17 protein-coding genes are annotated in these 15,741 nt (G+C 64.7%); 13 read left to right on the forward strand and 4 right to left on the reverse strand.

Annotation, left to right across the window (positions count from 1 at the left end; genetic code table 11):
* Positions 1 to 10: 10 nt before the first annotated feature.
* Positions 11 to 1,675 (forward strand): ABC-F family ATP-binding cassette domain-containing protein, encoded by a 1,665-nt coding sequence (locus J2X62_RS03255; protein WP_310177476.1) that lies wholly within the window; start codon positions 11 to 13, stop codon positions 1,673 to 1,675.
* 51 nt (positions 1,676 to 1,726) lie between these two features.
* Here J2X62_RS03255 and J2X62_RS03260 read toward each other — a convergent pair whose 3' ends face one another.
* Positions 1,727 to 2,557, reverse strand: a complete 831-nt coding sequence (locus J2X62_RS03260; protein ID WP_052073729.1) for an alpha/beta fold hydrolase — start codon at positions 2,555 to 2,557, stop codon at positions 1,727 to 1,729.
* Between the two features lie 80 nt (positions 2,558 to 2,637).
* On the opposite strand from J2X62_RS03260, the gene J2X62_RS03265 reads away from it, so the two are divergent.
* The 7 genes from J2X62_RS03265 to J2X62_RS03295 all read left to right on the forward strand — a co-directional run bounded on the left by J2X62_RS03265 (position 2,638) and on the right by J2X62_RS03295 (position 8,120).
* Positions 2,638 to 3,093 (forward strand): MarR family winged helix-turn-helix transcriptional regulator, encoded by a 456-nt coding sequence (locus J2X62_RS03265; RefSeq protein ID WP_063216893.1) that lies wholly within the window; start codon positions 2,638 to 2,640, stop codon positions 3,091 to 3,093.
* Positions 3,094 to 3,157: 64 nt separating this feature from the next.
* Positions 3,158 to 3,430: a helix-turn-helix transcriptional regulator gene (locus J2X62_RS03270; protein ID WP_032365905.1), complete on the forward strand. Its 273-nt coding sequence runs from the start codon at positions 3,158 to 3,160 to the stop codon at positions 3,428 to 3,430.
* Complete coding sequence (locus J2X62_RS03275) at positions 3,427 to 3,954, forward strand: hypothetical protein (protein WP_310177485.1); 528 nt, start codon at positions 3,427 to 3,429, stop codon at positions 3,952 to 3,954. The genes J2X62_RS03270 and J2X62_RS03275 overlap by 4 nt, the downstream gene beginning before the upstream one ends.
* A 4-nt stretch (positions 3,955 to 3,958) precedes the next feature.
* Positions 3,959 to 4,510 carry a hypothetical protein gene (locus J2X62_RS03280; protein ID WP_027495943.1) on the forward strand — a complete coding sequence of 184 codons (552 nt, stop codon included), beginning with the start codon at positions 3,959 to 3,961 and terminating at the stop codon, positions 4,508 to 4,510.
* Between the two features lie 16 nt (positions 4,511 to 4,526).
* Entirely contained in the window at positions 4,527 to 5,420 is an 894-nt protein-coding gene (locus tag J2X62_RS03285; RefSeq protein WP_032381681.1) for an ABC transporter ATP-binding protein, read from the forward strand.
* A complete protein-coding gene (locus tag J2X62_RS03290; RefSeq protein WP_032365902.1) occupies positions 5,417 to 6,616 on the forward strand; it encodes an ABC transporter permease in 1,200 nt (399 codons plus the stop codon). Before J2X62_RS03285 ends, J2X62_RS03290 begins: the two co-directional genes overlap by 4 nt.
* A gap of 10 nt (positions 6,617 to 6,626) precedes the next feature.
* Positions 6,627 to 8,120 carry a carboxyl transferase domain-containing protein gene (locus J2X62_RS03295; RefSeq protein ID WP_094714963.1) on the forward strand — a complete coding sequence of 498 codons (1,494 nt, stop codon included), beginning with the start codon at positions 6,627 to 6,629 and terminating at the stop codon, positions 8,118 to 8,120.
* A gap of 18 nt (positions 8,121 to 8,138) precedes the next feature.
* On the opposite strand, the gene J2X62_RS25410 is transcribed toward J2X62_RS03295, so the two are convergent.
* A complete protein-coding gene (locus J2X62_RS25410) occupies positions 8,139 to 8,570 on the reverse strand; it encodes a hypothetical protein (RefSeq protein ID WP_032365900.1) in 432 nt (143 codons plus the stop codon).
* Between the two features lie 192 nt (positions 8,571 to 8,762).
* Here J2X62_RS25410 and J2X62_RS03305 point away from each other — a divergent pair, with 192 nt between their 5' ends.
* Positions 8,763 to 10,619 carry a propionyl-CoA synthetase gene (locus tag J2X62_RS03305; protein ID WP_310177497.1) on the forward strand — a complete coding sequence of 619 codons (1,857 nt, stop codon included), beginning with the start codon at positions 8,763 to 8,765 and terminating at the stop codon, positions 10,617 to 10,619.
* A gap of 70 nt (positions 10,620 to 10,689) precedes the next feature.
* On the forward strand, positions 10,690 to 11,592 hold the full coding sequence (locus tag J2X62_RS03310) for a DMT family transporter (RefSeq protein WP_310177499.1): 903 nt from the start codon (positions 10,690 to 10,692) through the stop codon (positions 11,590 to 11,592).
* A gap of 6 nt (positions 11,593 to 11,598) precedes the next feature.
* Here the strand turns inward: J2X62_RS03310 and J2X62_RS03315 are convergent, their stop codons facing one another.
* Positions 11,599 to 12,927 carry a deoxyribodipyrimidine photo-lyase gene (locus J2X62_RS03315; protein ID WP_222073513.1) on the reverse strand — a complete coding sequence of 443 codons (1,329 nt, stop codon included), beginning with the start codon at positions 12,925 to 12,927 and terminating at the stop codon, positions 11,599 to 11,601.
* Between the two features lie 151 nt (positions 12,928 to 13,078).
* Between J2X62_RS03315 and J2X62_RS03320 the strand changes: the two genes are divergently transcribed.
* Genes J2X62_RS03320 through J2X62_RS03330 form a run of 3 tightly spaced genes read left to right on the forward strand, consistent with a single transcriptional unit; the run spans position 13,079 to position 15,321 of the window.
* Positions 13,079 to 13,285 (forward strand): hypothetical protein, encoded by a 207-nt coding sequence (locus J2X62_RS03320; RefSeq protein WP_032365896.1) that lies wholly within the window; start codon positions 13,079 to 13,081, stop codon positions 13,283 to 13,285.
* A gap of 9 nt (positions 13,286 to 13,294) precedes the next feature.
* Positions 13,295 to 14,023: a response regulator transcription factor gene (locus tag J2X62_RS03325; RefSeq protein ID WP_094644462.1), complete on the forward strand. Its 729-nt coding sequence runs from the start codon at positions 13,295 to 13,297 to the stop codon at positions 14,021 to 14,023.
* Positions 14,020 to 15,321, forward strand: a complete 1,302-nt coding sequence (locus tag J2X62_RS03330) for a sensor histidine kinase KdpD (RefSeq protein WP_027495933.1) — start codon at positions 14,020 to 14,022, stop codon at positions 15,319 to 15,321. Before J2X62_RS03325 ends, J2X62_RS03330 begins: the two co-directional genes overlap by 4 nt.
* 11 nt (positions 15,322 to 15,332) lie before the next feature.
* Here J2X62_RS03330 and J2X62_RS03335 read toward each other — a convergent pair whose 3' ends face one another.
* Entirely contained in the window at positions 15,333 to 15,692 is a 360-nt protein-coding gene (locus J2X62_RS03335) for an FKBP-type peptidyl-prolyl cis-trans isomerase (RefSeq protein WP_027495932.1), read from the reverse strand.
* Between the last annotated feature and the right edge of the window lie 49 nt (positions 15,693 to 15,741).

Raw genomic sequence — 15,741 nt, forward strand, 5'->3', positions numbered from 1 at the left:
TACTGGTCCGGTGACTGCCACGCTCCGCACCGACGATCTGGCCGCCTTTCACGGCGATCGAACCCTGTTCTCCGGCCTCGATCTGACGGTGACCGAGGGTGATGTGATCGGGTTGGTCGGTGCGAACGGTGCCGGTAAATCGACGCTGTTGACGCTGCTGGCGGGCGTGGGAACGGCCGATCACGAGGGCGAGATCTACACCAGCCCGCCCGACGCAACCGTCGGGTATCTGGCGCAGGAGCCCGAGCGCATTGCCGGGGAGACGGTGTTGGATTTCCTCGGCCGGCGGACCGGGGTCACTTCGGCCGAAGCTTCCATGAACGCAGCCGCCGAGGCGTTGGGTGGCAGCGACCCCGGTCACTCCGCAGGCTCCGCTCCTGCCGACGAGGACCTCTACACCCCTGCGCTCGAGAAGTGGCTGGCGCTCGGCGGTGCCGACCTGGCGGAGCGGACGGCGAAGGTACTCGCGGATCTGGGCCTCGATGTCGACGGCGGCGCATTCATGACGGATCTATCGGGCGGGCAGGCCGCCCGAGCCGGGCTCGCCGCGATTCTCCTCGCGCGTTACGACATTCTCCTGCTCGACGAGCCCACCAACGACCTCGATCTCGCCGGTCTCGAACAGCTCGAGCAGTTCGTCGTCGCCACTCGAGCGGCGATCGTCGTCGTCAGTCACGATCGTGAGTTTCTGGCGCGGACGGTGACCGGCGTCGTCGAGCTCGATCGAGCGCAGCGCCGCATCGACGTGTACGACGGCAGCTACCAGTCGTATCTGGCAGAGCGCGAGATTGCGCGCCAGCATGCCCGGGAGAAGTACGACGAGTTCGCAGACACCAAGTCGGCGTTGGAGTCTCGCGCGCAGATGCAGCGGAACTGGATGGAGTCGGGGGTGCGCAATGCGCGACGCAAGGCCACCGACAACGACAAGATCGCCCGCAAGACCCGCGCCGAGTCGACAGAGAAGCAGGCTGCGAAAGCCCGTCAGACGCAGCGGCGCATCGAGCGACTCGAGGTGGTCGAGGAGCCCCGCAAGGAATGGGAGCTGCGGATGGAGATTGCGGCCGCTCCCCGCAGCGGCACCGTCGTCTCGGTGTTGGGCGGGGCCGTCGTGCGGCGCTCCGGATTCACGTTCGGACCGGTCACGACCCAGATCGACTGGGGTGATCGCATCCTCATTACCGGACCCAACGGCTCCGGCAAGACGACGTTGCTCTCGGTACTGCTGCGCCGGCTGGAACCGGACGAGGGCTCGGCATCATTGGGTTCGGGTGTGGCAATCGGTGAAATCGATCAGGCGCGAGCATATTTCGTCGGTGACGGAACAGTGTCCGACGCCTTGAGTGCAGCAGTTCCCGAGTGGCCCGACGCCGAGGTCCGCACACTGTTGGCCAAGTTCGGGCTGCGCGGCGACGACGCACTGCGGCCGGCGTCGTCCTTGTCGCCGGGTGAACGAACCCGTGCCGCACTCGCATTGCTACAGGCCCGCGGCGTGAACCTGCTGGTGCTGGACGAGCCCACCAACCACCTCGACCTGCCCGCCATCGAACAACTCGAACGCGCGATGGAAAACTTCGAGGGCACCCTGCTGCTGGTGACGCACGATCGCCGCATGCTCGACACCGTTCGCAGCACTCGTCACTGGACGATGAACGATGGGCAGCTGAGCGAGAAGTAGGTCGCGCTGAATCGGGTGCAGCTGAGCGCGGCTAGCTGCACCCGATTTTCGTCAACTGAGAAGAATTTCGTTCACCTCGGCGGCGGGAAGCATCGGCAACGTGTGATGCGTGGCTCCGTCGAGTATCACGGTCCGCGCTGCAGGCAGGGCGGTTCGGACCGCCGATTCGATCCGAGCGGCATTGTGCACCTTGCCATTCCCTGCCAGTACCACGGTTGTCGCTACACCGAAGTTCGCGAACGCAGCAGGTTTCGGCCGTTTCGGAACAATGGTTTTTGTGGTCGGGGCGTGCGCGGCCCCCAGAGCGAGAGTGTCGAGCCAATCCGAATCCAACTGCGCGTCATCGGTTTCCCATCGGACGAAAGCACGCTGCCGTTTCTCGTTGGGAGACAGCAGTATCGGTAGGGCGTGCAGCAGGTAGCGCGGGCTCATGGAGCCGAAGCATGCGTTGGGATCGAGTAGCGTCAGCGCATCGACGCGGCTCTCGTTGCGCAAGGTGTACGCCAGAGCGATCATCGCGCCGTAGGAATGGCCGCACAGTGCCACAGCTCGAAGGCCCAGTTCATCCAGCACCGCCGTCACCCAGTTCAGCAGCTCGTCCACGGAGTCGACGGACTGCTCACCGGGAACACTGCGGCCGACGCCGCCCATGAGGTCGACCGCGTACACCCGATATCGCTGCGAGAGCGCCTCGACGTTGGCGAACCACACGGTGGACGTGGCACCCGCCCCAGGGAGCAGCACCAGCGCCGGACCGTCGACGGGTCCGCAGGCGTTGATTCGTGTGGAGCCGTGCACCGTGTTCACGTCGATGGCCTGGGCTAATACCGGCCACTTCTGCAGCACCCGGTCGTAGGCGGTGAAGAATCCGTCGAGCGTCACTGGTACCCCTATTCTCTCGATGATCGAGATAGTAGACAATGGAGAGACATCTCGTCCAGCATCTCCCGAGGGATCAGCACATGACCGAGCCCGCCTCTACCGTCCATCAGCTACGCGCGCTGACGGTCGACCTCGATCTTCTGGGCGCAGAATTCGCGCAGAGACATGCGCTCCACCCGACGGACATCCGGGCGCTGATCTGTCTCCTCGACGCGGACCGAGCCGGAACGCGCGCTACCCCCGGTTGGCTAGGAACCCAGCTGGGCCTGGAATCCGCGTCGGTCACGGCCCTGATCGATCGAATGACCAAGCGTGAACTGGTGTTACGCGAACCCGACCCGTCCGACCGCAGGCGAGTACTGCTGCGCGTGACTGCGCACGCGTCGGAACTCGGGACAACGTTCTTCGGCCCCGTCATCGGCCAGGCCGTCGACGAGCTCGCCCGCTTCACGCCAGAGCAGCGGGCAACGATCGATGAGTTTCTGACCACGATGCGCGCCATCGTCGCCTCCGCTCGGGAGCAGCAGACACCGTAGACAAATCAGCAGTTTTGTTATTAACGGTTGACACATCGTTGGGTTTATACAACACTTCATTGTCATGAGCCCCGTCAAGCGCGGTACCGCGCTCCCGATCTACAACAGGGTGGGTGTTCTGCGGGCAGAACGAAAGATGAGCCGCGCGCAACTGGCCGAACTCGTCGAAGTGAATCCCCAGACGGTGGGAGCCCTCGAACGAGGCGACCACTACCCGAGCTTGGACCTCGCGATGCGCATCTGCGACGTCTTCGATCTGCCGATCGAAGCGGTGTTCTCACGCACCGAACTCGGACCACTCTCGGCCGAACTCTTCCGAAAGGAAAAGGATCGATGAACACTGGTCCCAGCATCTTCAGCAGATATCAGGAAGCCCGGACGAGAGTATTCCTGGAGAACGAAAAGACCTATGCGAATTGGCTACCGGGACTGCGACCCCAGAAACGACGCCGAGCCTTCGTTGCGTTCCTTCTGGTACTGCTCGCGGCATCTGCGGGATTCGCACTCTCGGAACCGGTGTTCGACTGGGCGATCGGATCCTGGGGGATCTGCTACATCGTGTTCACGTTCGCGGCAATCGTCCTCGGCATCGTGTCGAATCGGCGCGCCGAAGCCCCCGTGGATGCGCTCGACGAGCTCGAAGTCCAGCTCCGCAACGAAGCCCGATCCATCGGCCTGACGGTTACTCAAGCGTTGGGCACCGCTGCCGCGGCGTACCTGTTACTCGGATCAATTTTCGGGGCAACGAATTTCGGGATCTCCGGCGGCGCACTGATGCTGACCGCATTGAGCGCTGGAGGGGCCACCCCCGCAATGCTTCTCGCGTGGACTACTCCGGACTACGACCCAGAGGACGGCTGAGACCATGACCCCGCAACCCGACATCCTCACCCGCTATCAGGCCTATCGCACCCGGCGATTCCTCGAGAACGACGCCAACACGAGACACTGGCTTCCGAAATGGCGCACGCAACATCGACGCCGCATTCTCGCCATCGCAGTGATGGCTGCCGACATGACGTTCCTCGTCATAAGCATCTCGACGCTGTTCTTCTCGTGGGCCGCAATCGCCTGGATTCCCGCCGCACTCATCTTCATACCGATCTGGACCGCTCTACAAACGGTCTCCGGCCGCCACAGCGATGCACCCGTCGGAGCACTGGACGAATGGGAAGTACAGCAGCGCAACGAAGCTCGATCCATCGGCCTCACCGTCACGCAGGGGTTGGTCATGGCTGCGGCCTTCGCGCTGATCGTCCTGTCCACGACCTTTCCGGACCTCCCCCGTCTCGCCTACGCCGGCGGCGGATGGACTCTCGCAGCCTTGATGATCGGAATATCGACCCCGGCAATCATTCTCGCGTGGATAACCCCTGACCCCGAACCAGAAGACACCGAAGAGTTCGAACAGCAGTAACGACCGAAAGGGCACCATGAGCACCCTCACGATCGACTCCGTCTCCAAGAGATACGGCGACAAGATCGCCTTGGACAACCTGAGTTTCGACGTCCGGCCGGGCGAGCTGTTCGGCTTCGTCGGCAGCAACGGCGCGGGCAAGACCACCACGATGCGCATCGCGCTGGGAGTGCTGTCGGCAGATTCCGGCCAGGTTCTGTTGGGCGGCAAGCCCGTCGACCTCGACGTCCGCCGGACTATCGGCTACATGCCCGAGGAGCGAGGCCTGTATCCGAAGATGAAGGTCGGCCCGCAACTGGCGTACATGGCCGAGCTGCACGGCCTCTCGTCGAAGGATGCCAAAGCCGCAGTGATTCGCTGGACCGAACGCCTCGGCATCGACGAGCGCGTCAACGACACCGTCGACGCATTGAGCCTGGGAAATCAGCAGCGCGTGCAGTTGGCAGCAGCGCTGGTGCACGACCCCGCAGTGCTCGTGCTGGACGAGCCGTTCTCCGGCCTCGACCCGATCGCCGTCGACGTCATGAGCGAAGTTCTCCGCGAAAAGGCCGCTGCCGGAGTGCCGGTGGTGTTCTCGAGCCACCAACTCGATCTGGTGCAACGCCTGTGCGACCGCGTCGGCATCATCGCCGCCGGCTCGATGAAAGCCGTCGGTACCGTCGACGAACTACGCGGATCAGGAGATTCGCACCTGCACGTCCACGCACCGAACGCTGCGCCCGGATGGGCGTCGGGCATCGCCGGAGTGAGCACACTCGGGCACAGCGACGGCGTCACCGTTCTCGGGCTGGCACCGGGAGCCGATGATCAAGAAGTCCTGCGGGCCGCTCTCGCGACCGGACCGGTCCACGAATTCTCGATCCAGAAACCTTCCCTGAGCGACCTGTTCCGAGAGGCGGTAGTGGCATGAGCTCACAACTGAATTCCTTCAGCGCGGTCTCACTGATCGCCAAGCGCGAGTTCACCGTTCAGGTGATGAAGAAGAGCTTCGTCATCAGCAACGTGATCATCCTGGCCGTCATCGTCGGCGGCATCATCGCATTCTCGATCTTCTCCGGCAGCGGTGACGAAGAGCGCGACGTCATCGGCGTCGCCGGGGACCAGTCGATCGCGGCTGTATTGGAGGCGACCGGCGACGCCGTCGGAAGTCCCGTCGAAGTCCGTGACGTTGCCGACGCGGCGGCCGCGCGCAGTGGCGTCGAATCCGGGGATCTCGACGTGGCGTTGGTTCCGGACGGCAACGCAGGCGCATACACCGCCGTCACCGAGTCCGATCTGACCGGCACGTTGCGCGCCGTCGTCGAGGGCAGTGTCGCGACGCAGGCCACGAATGCTGCACTGGCGCAACAGGGTGTCGACCAGAACGAGCTCGGGGCAGCGACGAGTGCCGCCACGGTCACCGTCGACGCGATCGATCCGCCCGACCCCGAGGCCGGTCAGCGGACCGCCCTGGCCCTGTCGGCCGTGTTCCTGTTGTACGCACAGATCATCGGCTTCGGCATGTACGTCGCGATGGGCGTCGTCGAAGAAAAGTCCTCGCGCGTGGTCGAACTGCTGCTCTCCACCGTTCGCCCCCTGCAGTTGCTCTGGGGCAAGATTCTGGGCATCGGTGCGGTCGGCATCCTGCAGCTCGCTCTGTACGGAATCGCCGGTGTGGGAGCAGGATTGGGCACAGGCGTACTCACCGTCACCGGTGCCGCGGTGAGTGTCTTCGCGGCCACACTCGCGTGGTTCATTCTCGGCTTCGCGTTCTTCGCGGTGCTGTACGCAGCGGGCGGATCCATGGTCTCGCGGCAGGAGGACGTGAACTCGACGACCATGCCACTGCTGATCCTGATCATGGCCATGTTCTTCGCGGCCTTCTATTCCGTCAGCGATCCGGAGAGCACTCTCGCCAACACATTGAGCTGGATCCCGCCGTTCTCGGCGATCATGATGCCGCTGCGCATCGCCGCGGGCGTGACCTCGCCGGTGCAGATCGTCGGTTCGGCAGTCCTGATGGTGATCACCACCGCGATCCTGGCGATGGGCGCAGCGAAGATCTATCAGCGCTCCATTCTTCGGATCGGCAAGACCGTCTCGTGGAAGGAAGCATTCGCTCGATAGAGTTCGCGCCATGAGCCCACGGACATCCGCCGCCGAGATTCTCGATTCCGTTCTCGACGGCGGATCGTTCGTGTCCTGGGACTCCGACCCGGTGAACGTTAACCCCAACGACTCCTATCAGCGGGACCTGGCCAAGGCCCGCGAGAAGAGTGGCGTCGACGAATCGGTGTTGACCGGCGAGGGCACCATCGACGGCCGACGCGTCGCGATCATCGCCTGCGAGTTCGCGTTTCTCGCCGGATCGATCGGAGTCGCGGCGGCCGAGCGCATCACCTCCGCAATCGAGCGCGCCACTGCAGAGGGCCTGCCACTCATTGCCTCCCCCACCTCCGGTGGCACGCGCATGCAGGAGGGAACGTTGGCCTTCGTGCAGATGGTCAAGATCGCCTCGGCCGTCACCGCACACAAAGCGGCGCACCTGCCGTATGTGGTGTATCTCCGCAATCCGACGACGGGAGGCGTTTTCGCATCCTGGGGTTCACTGGCCCACGTCACCGTCGCCGAACCCGAGGCCCTCATCGGGTTCCTCGGCCCGCGGGTGTATCAGGCCCTGTACGACAAGCCATTTCCCGATGGCGTCCAGACCGCCGAGAATCTGTACCAGCACGGTGTCATCGACGGTGTGGTGCCGGTCGAGCAACTGCGTCACTTGCTGATCCGCACGCTGCGGGTGATCGTCGACGCATCCGTGTGGACGGACGTTCCCGAAGTCGGACGTACGAGTATTCCCGAGCAATCGGCCTGGCACTCGGTGCAGTCGTCGCGCCGCGCCGATCGTCCGGGGATTCGGCAGATCATCGAACATGCTGCGGCCGAGCATGTTCCGCTCAGCGGCACCGGCCAGGGCGAGGCCGACACCTCGATCCTGTTGTCCCTGTGCCGCATTCGCGGTGTCTCCTGCGTGCTGTTCGGCAACGACCGAAGCAGCAGCACCGCCACGGCAACAATGGGCCCGGCAGCACTACGAGAAGCTCGCCGCGGCATGCGCCTGGCCGAGGAACTCCGGCTACCTCTGGTGCTCGTCATCGACACATTCGGCGCAGCGCTGTCCAAAGAAGCCGAGGAGGGTGGTCTCGCTCCCGAGATCGCGCGGTCGATCTCCGACCTGGTCACCGTGAACACCCCGACGGTGTCGGTACTACTGGGCCAGGGCACCGGCGGCGGAGCACTCGCACTGCTGCCCGCGGACCGCGTCCTGTGTGCCCAGAATGCCTGGCTCGCACCGCTTCCACCCGAGGGAGCCAGCGCAATCGTGCACCGCGACACCGCCCATGCACCGGACATGGCCGAGGCTCAGGGCATCAGGTCAATCGACCTGCTGCGAGACGGCATCGTCGACGCCATCGTTCCCGAACTCCCCGATGCAGCCGACGAACCGGCCGCGTTCTCCGGTCGCATCGCCGATGCCATTGTCCGCGAACTACGCGAGCTGTCGACCCTCGAAGCGGCAGCTCGGACGAGTGCGCGACTCGGCCGCTACCGCACTCTCGGAGTCGCCTTGTGAGTGGAAACTCGACCCCTGCTACGAGACCGGAGTGGAGCCTGCGGAACGACCGCAGGCTCCGCCGTGCACGTGCGAGGTCACGAGCGCTACTACGTCGCCCGCACGCAGGTCGGCTGGCAACTCGACCGGACTGACGCAACTGCGCCCCGGACCGTGCACGTCGACCTTGACCACCGGACCCACCGAGTGCCGGTTGACCACTACTGCCTGCAGCAGATCACCGAACTCCGCATCGACGCCCACCTCGCCTGCAATGACCGACCGCACGCGAGTGATCAGAATCCGACCCCACTGCACCGGAGTGCCCTCGGCATCGGCCACATCCTCGAGCGCGACGCCGTCGACGGTGATGCGGCCGCACACACAGTGAGTGTTCGCCGGCCAGAGCGCTGGATCGCACCGCGACACGTAGGCGGCACCGAGAGACGGAAGAATGTCCACAAGAGTCATGAGAAGAAGCCTTGCGCCGGGCGGTGGCGTCGAACAGGGGTGTTGACGCAATCTTGACGCCCCGGCCGTGAATCTTGACGGCGTGTGGGCACCGTTGCACATTCCGACCGCCGGTCGACGGGATTCCGCCGGTCGTCGCCGGTAGTGCGCAACCCGGCCCGGACCACCCCACCTCGAACTACGCTCGCAGACATGAGTGGCGAGTATCGGCAGGCGTTCGACAGCAGCATCGAGAACCGCGAGGACTTCTGGCTGGCGGCCGCGTCGGGAGTCGACTGGGACACCCCTCCCACCACGGCGTTCGACGGTTCGCGCTGGTTTCCCGGAGCCCGCCTGAACACCTGCGTCAACGCTCTGGACCGGCACGTCGACGCCGGGCACGGTGACCGGACCGCGTTGATCTACGACTCTGCGATGCTCGGACTCACGCGCAGCTACACGTATGCCGAACTACTCGATCAGGTCGCTCGATTCGCCGGGGTACTGCGCGCACAGGGCGTCGGACCGGGCGACCGCGTGGTCATCTATCTGCCGATGATTCCCGAGGCCGTCATCGCGATGCTCGCGTGTGCGCGACTCGGCGCAGTGCACTCGGTGGTGTTCGGCGGATTCGCCGCCAAAGAACTCGCGGCCCGCATCGACGACGCCGAGCCGGTACTGCTGATCACCGCGAGCGGTGGGTTCGAGCCGGGTCGCGTTATCGAATATCTGCCGTTGGTGCAGCGCGCCCTGACGATCACGACGGCGAACACACCGGCCGTGATCGTGAAAGCACGAGAGGGCATTCCCGGCGATCACGAGTGGCTGGATTGGGACACCCTCATCGCCGACGCATCCGCCGCACAACCGGTTTCGATGGCGGCGACGGATCCGCTGTACATCCTCTACACGTCGGGTACGACGGGGAAGCCCAAGGGCGTGGTGCGCGACAACGGCGGTCATGCCGTCGCGTTGACGTGGTCGATGCGCAACATCTACGACGTGGATGCCGGTCAGGTGATGTGGACGGCCTCCGATGTCGGCTGGGTGGTGGGACACTCGTACATCGTCTACGGCCCGCTGTTTGCCGGTGCCACAACGGTTCTCTACGAGGGCAAGCCTGTCGGGACTCCCGATGCAGGCGCGTTCTGGCGGGTGATTCAGGACCACGGTGTGCGGGCCCTGTTCACCGCACCGACCGCGCTACGCGCCATTCGCAAGGTCGATCCGCACGCCGCCGAGCTCGAGAAGTACGACACCTCCTCACTGGAGACACTGTTCGTCGCCGGTGAACGCCTCGATCCCGATACGTACGAGTGGATTTCACGCACCCTCGATCGACCCGTCGTCGACCATTGGTGGCAGACCGAGACCGGGTGGGCCATCTGCGCCAATCTTCGCGGCCTGGAACCACTTCCGATCAAACCCGGATCGCCGACCGTACCGGTACCGGGATTCCAGGTCGGTATCCTCGACGCGTCCGGCAATCCCGTGGACGCAGGCTCGGAGGGCAACATCGTCGTGCAGCTGCCACTGCCACCCGGTGCACTGGTCGGGCTGTGGAACGACGAATCACGTTTCCAGCGTTCGTATCTCGACACGTTCCCCGGTTACTACCTCACCGGCGACTCCGGTTACATCGACGCCGACGGTTACGTCTACGTACTCGGCCGCAGCGACGACGTCATCAATGTCGCCGGCCACCGCCTGTCCACCGGGTCGATGGAGGCGGTGCTCGCGGGCCATCCCGCCGTCGCCGAGTGCGCCGTCATCGGTATTCACGACGACCTCAAAGGCCAGCGTCCCAGCGGATACGTGGTTCTCAAGGCAGGCGAGAACATCTCCGAGGAGCAATTGCGTACCGAACTGGTGGCCATGGTCCGCGATCAAATCGGTGCACTGGCGACGTTCCGCGATGTGACGATCGTCGGAGCTCTGCCGAAAACCCGCTCGGGCAAGATACTCCGAAAGACGATGCGACAGATCGTCGCCGGTGAGCAGTACGGGGTCCCGTCGACCATCGAGGATCCCGCGGTCCTCGATGCACTGGAGAAGCTACTCGGCAGATAGGCGGAAACAGGCGCAACCATGGCCGAAACCCGCGCGCCATGGGGCACTCCCGCACGATAGCGTCCTCGGCATGACAGATCTCGACACCCGCCCCGCCGTCGACTGGCTCGCCCTCGGTGCGGTCACCGTCACGGTGATCTCGTGGGCCTCGGCCTTCGTCGCCATCCGCGGCGTCGGTGAATCGTTCGGTGCCGGCCCACTCGCTCTGGGCCGGCACCTCATCGGATCGTGCGCACTCGGCGTGATCGTGTTGATCAGGAGACAGTGGGTCAAGCCGAACCGCACGCAGTGGTTACAGATCGCCAGCGTCGGCGTGTTCTGGTTCGGCGTTTACAACGTCGCCCTCAACGCCGCCGAGCAACGTGTAGACGCCGGAACGACGTCGATGATCATTCAGATCGGCCCTATCCTGGTGGCCCTGTTCGCCGGTCTGCTTCTGGGCGAGGGCTTTCCGAAGTGGTTGGTGATCGGTGCCGGTATCGCGTTCGCCGGTGCTGTCATGGTCGGCGTCGTCACCGCCGTCACCACCACCTCGACCACCAGGACGGACGCCGACTTCCTCGGCATCGCACTGTGTCTCGTATCCGCAGTGACCTATGCGATCGGAGTACTCAGCCAGAAGCCGGTACTGCGCACGGTCCCCGGCCTGCAGGTCACCTGGATGGCCTGCACCATCGGCGCGGTCTGCACACTCCCGTTCGCGCCTGCTCTGCTCGACGACCTGTCCACCGCCTCGGCCGGAGCCACCGGCGGATTGGTCTACCTCGGCCTGGTTCCCACCGCGCTGGCGTTCAGCACCTGGGCCTACGCGTTGACGAGAATGAACGCAGGCAAGCTCGGCATCACCACGTATGCGGTGCCGCCGATCACCATCACTCTGGCCTGGTTGTTGCTCGGCGAGATACCGCACATTCTCGCCGTCGTCGGCGGTGTCATCTGCCTCGTCGGGGTCGGATTGTCCCGCAGGAAATAGCAGCCGTTACAGCGCCTTGAACCGAGCAATAGCAACCTCACGCTCGTGCTTGTGGTCGACGATCGGATCCACGTACTCCTTGGGTCGGCCGAACTTCAACGTGTGCACGGCTTTTCCCTCCTCACCGCGTAGCTCCGGCACCCAGCGCCGGACGTAATCGCCCGTCGGATCGAATTTCTCACCTTGGGTGATCGGGTTGAACACCCGAAAGTACGGCGAGGCGTCGGTACCGGTGCCCGCGGTCCACTGCCAACCGTGCTGGTTGTTGGCCAGATCCCCGTCGACGAGATGCTGCATGAAATAGCGGGCACCTCGCCACCACGGCAGGTGCAGGTCCTTGACGAGGAACGACGCAACGATCATCCGCACCCGGTTGTGCATCCACTTCTCCGAGTTCAATTGCCGCATACCGGCATCGACGATCGGGAAACCGGTTTCGCCCTTACACCAGGCCTCGAACAGCTCATCGGCGTGCTTGCCCAGGTCCAGTTCGATCTTGTCGAACTTCTTGACGTAGTTCTCGCGCGCACTGTCGGGGCGCTGAAACAGGATGTCGGCGTAGAAGTCTCGCCAGCAGATCTGCCGCCGATACGCGGCAGCACCCTCGTTGCGGAGCTTGCCCAGGTCGGCCAGCATGGTTCGCGGATGAATGGTGCCGTACTTCAGATGCACCGACATCCGGCTCGTCGAATCGAGGTCGGGGCGGTTGCGTTCGTCGTCGTACTTCGAGACGTCGTCGAGAAAGTCTTTCCACTGCGCCAGTGCGGCCTTCTCCCCTGCATCGGCGTCGGAGGTCTCCTTCTCGCTCGGAACTTTCGCCCTCTTCACGCCTTTCACGTCGTCGGGGTCGATCCACGTCACGGTTTTCGCGGACGTATCGGCCGGTCCGCGCCACCCGTGCTCCATCCACTGACGCGAATAGGGAGTGAACACCTTGTACGGCTCACCGTCGTTCTTGGTGATCCGTCCGGGCGCAACGGCATACGGCGACCCGGTCTCGACCAGCGTCACCTTCTCGCCGACGCGCTGGTCCCGCTCCCGGCCGTACGGACCGTAATCAGCGCTGATGTGGACCTCGTCGGCGTCGATCGCCTTCGCCACCTTCGGCACCACCGTCTCGGGGTCACCGTGTACCACCATCAGCCTGCCGTCGAGCTGCTCGTTCAGTGCCTCGAGCGACCGGAACAGGAAGTCCTTGCGCGGACCGCCGGAGGGCTTGAGCAATCGGTCGTCCAGTACGAAGAGCCCCAGTACCGGATCCCCGGACTCGGCAGCGGCGGTGAGGGTGGGCAGATCCCCCAGTCGGAGATCACGGCGAAACCAAACGAGCGACATGCCGTCAGTCTTACCCAACCCGGCTACGAGCAACCCCCATCGCTGTTTCGGGGATTCTCAGAGAATCGCCAATCCATGCTCACCGACGCCGCAACATCGCCCCCTACCTTGGGAAATACGCCGATCAGCCGCGAGCAGAGGAGAGAACATCATGACGAACATCCGCCCCTTCCCCGGTGCCCTCTCCCTCGTCGAGAGCACCTGCACGTTCGAGAAGTACTACGAGCAGCTCTATGCCAAGGCACCCGCCCTCGCCTGGACCCTCGACGCCGACGTCGATCGCCGCACGGCCCTCGAGGAATTCTTCGCCAAGACGCCCGAGGAGCGGCGTACCACCGTAGACAGCTGGGTTGCCTAGCATTGGGAGGTGACCGAATCGCCGAGCACCCCCGCCACCGTCCTCGTCGTCGACGATGACACCGATGTGTTGTCGTCGCTGCAGCGCGGCCTGCGCCTGTCCGGCTTCACGGTCATCACGGCGTCGGACGGGGCCGAGGCGCTCGGCGTCGTGTCGCGCACCTCGCCCGATGCGATCGTGCTCGACATCAACATGCCGGTGCTCGACGGCGCAAGCGTCGTGACTGCGTTGCGCGCCATGGGGAACGACATTCCGATCTGTGTTCTCAGTGCCCGCAGCTCCGTGGACGATCGCATCGCCGGTCTCGAATCCGGTGCCGACGACTACCTCACCAAACCGTTCGTGCTCGCCGAGCTGGTTGCCCGCATCCGAGCCATGCTCCGACGGCGCGGCACCAGTCCGGTCATTCCCGCGGCCGATCCCGGTATCCCCAATTCGGCTGTCGCCGTGGGAACTCTGGTTGTCGATATCGCGGGGTACCGAGTGCACCGCGGCGGCGTCGACATCGATCTCACGAAGCGCGAGTTCGAGTTGCTGGCCATTCTTGCGCGCAACAAGGGCGTCGTACTGACGCGCGAGCGACTCCTCGAATTGGTCTGGGGATACGACTTCGTCGCCGACACCAACGTCGTCGACGTGTTCGTCGGCTATCTACGCCGCAAACTCGAGAGCGACGGCTCGCCGCGCATCCTGCACACCGTCCGCGGTGTGGGCTTCGTCGTGCGGGAGTCGGTATGAGTTTCTCACTTCGCGCCAGGGTCGCGGCGGCGACCGCCCTCGGTGCCACCCTCGTCGTGGCGGCCCTGGCCGTGGTGACGTCGGTGGCCATTTCCCGCAACAACGTCAACCAGCTCGACGAGCGTCTGACGACGGCATCGCAGGTGCTGGTCCCGAACTCGTCGACGCTGGAAGCCTTCATCGATCAGCTGTCCGGAGCGTTCGCTGTCACCATTCGCAGCGGAGACATCGTCGTCGCCTCGACTCCTACGCGGTTGCCCGCCCTCGACACCGGTTCTCAGACAGTGGATGTGGACGGTCAGCGGTTTCGGGTCTACACCGCGACCTCGACCGTGGTCTCGTCCGTGTCCATCTCCATCGGTGTCCCGGCCATCGAGGCGCAGCAGGTGACCGACGAGCAACAGAGACAGGTGATCCTGCTGGGGCTGGCTGCGGTCGCCGTGTCGACGGGCCTGGGTTGGCTGTTCGGAGGACGTGCCGTCAGACCGCTGGTGACGCTGACGCGGCAGGTCAGCGCTCAGCCTCCGTCGGCGCCGCAGACCCGAACCGGAGTCACCGAGGCCGACGAGCTCGCGGTCGCGATCGGGGGCATGCTCACCCGACTGAACGAGGCACAGGAACGCACAAATGCCGCCCTGGACACGGCGCGCGATTTCGCGGCCGTGTCGGCCCACGAGCTGCGCACCCCGTTGACTGCGATGCGTACCGACATCGAAGTGTTGCGCACCCTCGATCTCGAGCGCGCGCAGCAACAGGAAATCCTGACCGACCTCGAACGCACTCAGGGCCGAGTCGAGACGACCCTGACCGCGCTCGAACGATTGGCATCGGGTGAATTGTCCAGCGAGGGCGACCGGGTCGAGACCGACATCATCGACATCTGCGACGTCGCCGCGCAGGACGCGCAGCGTCAGCACCCGGGTCTGGACGTTCGGGTGGAGTCGGAACCGGAGTGCGAGATCACGATTCGCGCACTCCCCACCGGAGTTCGACTCGCGGTGGACAACGCGATCGGCAACGCCGTCCGGCACGGCGGGGCGAGCACCGTCGTCATTCGCGTCGAGCGCGCGGACGCGCTGGTCCGAATCCTGATCGACGACAACGGATCCGGCGTTCCGGTGGACGAACGCGAGTCGGTGTTCGGACGCTTCGAGCGTGGAGCCGGAGCCGCGAAGGGCGGCTCCGGCCTCGGTCTCGCGCTGGTGGCCCAGCAGGCCGAATTGCACGGTGGCCGCGCATATCTGGCAGACAGCCCCCTCGGGGGTGCCCGATTGGTGCTCGAGCTACAGGACCGCTGACGAGAGATCTGCTACTTGACGTCGAGCAGATCGATGACGAAGACGAGCGTCTTGCCGGACAGACGGTGACCTGCGCCGGCGGGGCCGTATGCGAGCTCCGGCGGGATGGTGAGCTGGCGGCGTCCGCCGACCTTCATCCCGGGGATGCCGTCCTGCCAGCCCTGAATGAGGCCTCGGAGCGGGAACTGGATGGACTCGCCGCGGTTCCAGGACGAGTCGAACTCCTCGCCGGTGTCGAACTCGACGCCGACGTAGTGCACCTCTACGTTTCCGCCCGGTACTGCCTCTGCGCCGTCACCTTCGACGAGGTCGACCGTCACCAGATCCAACGGTGCCGGTCCGGCTTGAAATTCGATCACTGGCTTCGTCACTGAAGTCTCCTGCGGTTGTGCCGGCCCGCCGACGCCGACTGCGGTGTTC

Origin of the sequence: Rhodococcus sp. 3258 (genome assembly GCF_031456475.1) — a bacterium.
GTDB lineage: Bacteria > Actinomycetota > Actinomycetes > Mycobacteriales > Mycobacteriaceae > Rhodococcoides > Rhodococcoides fascians.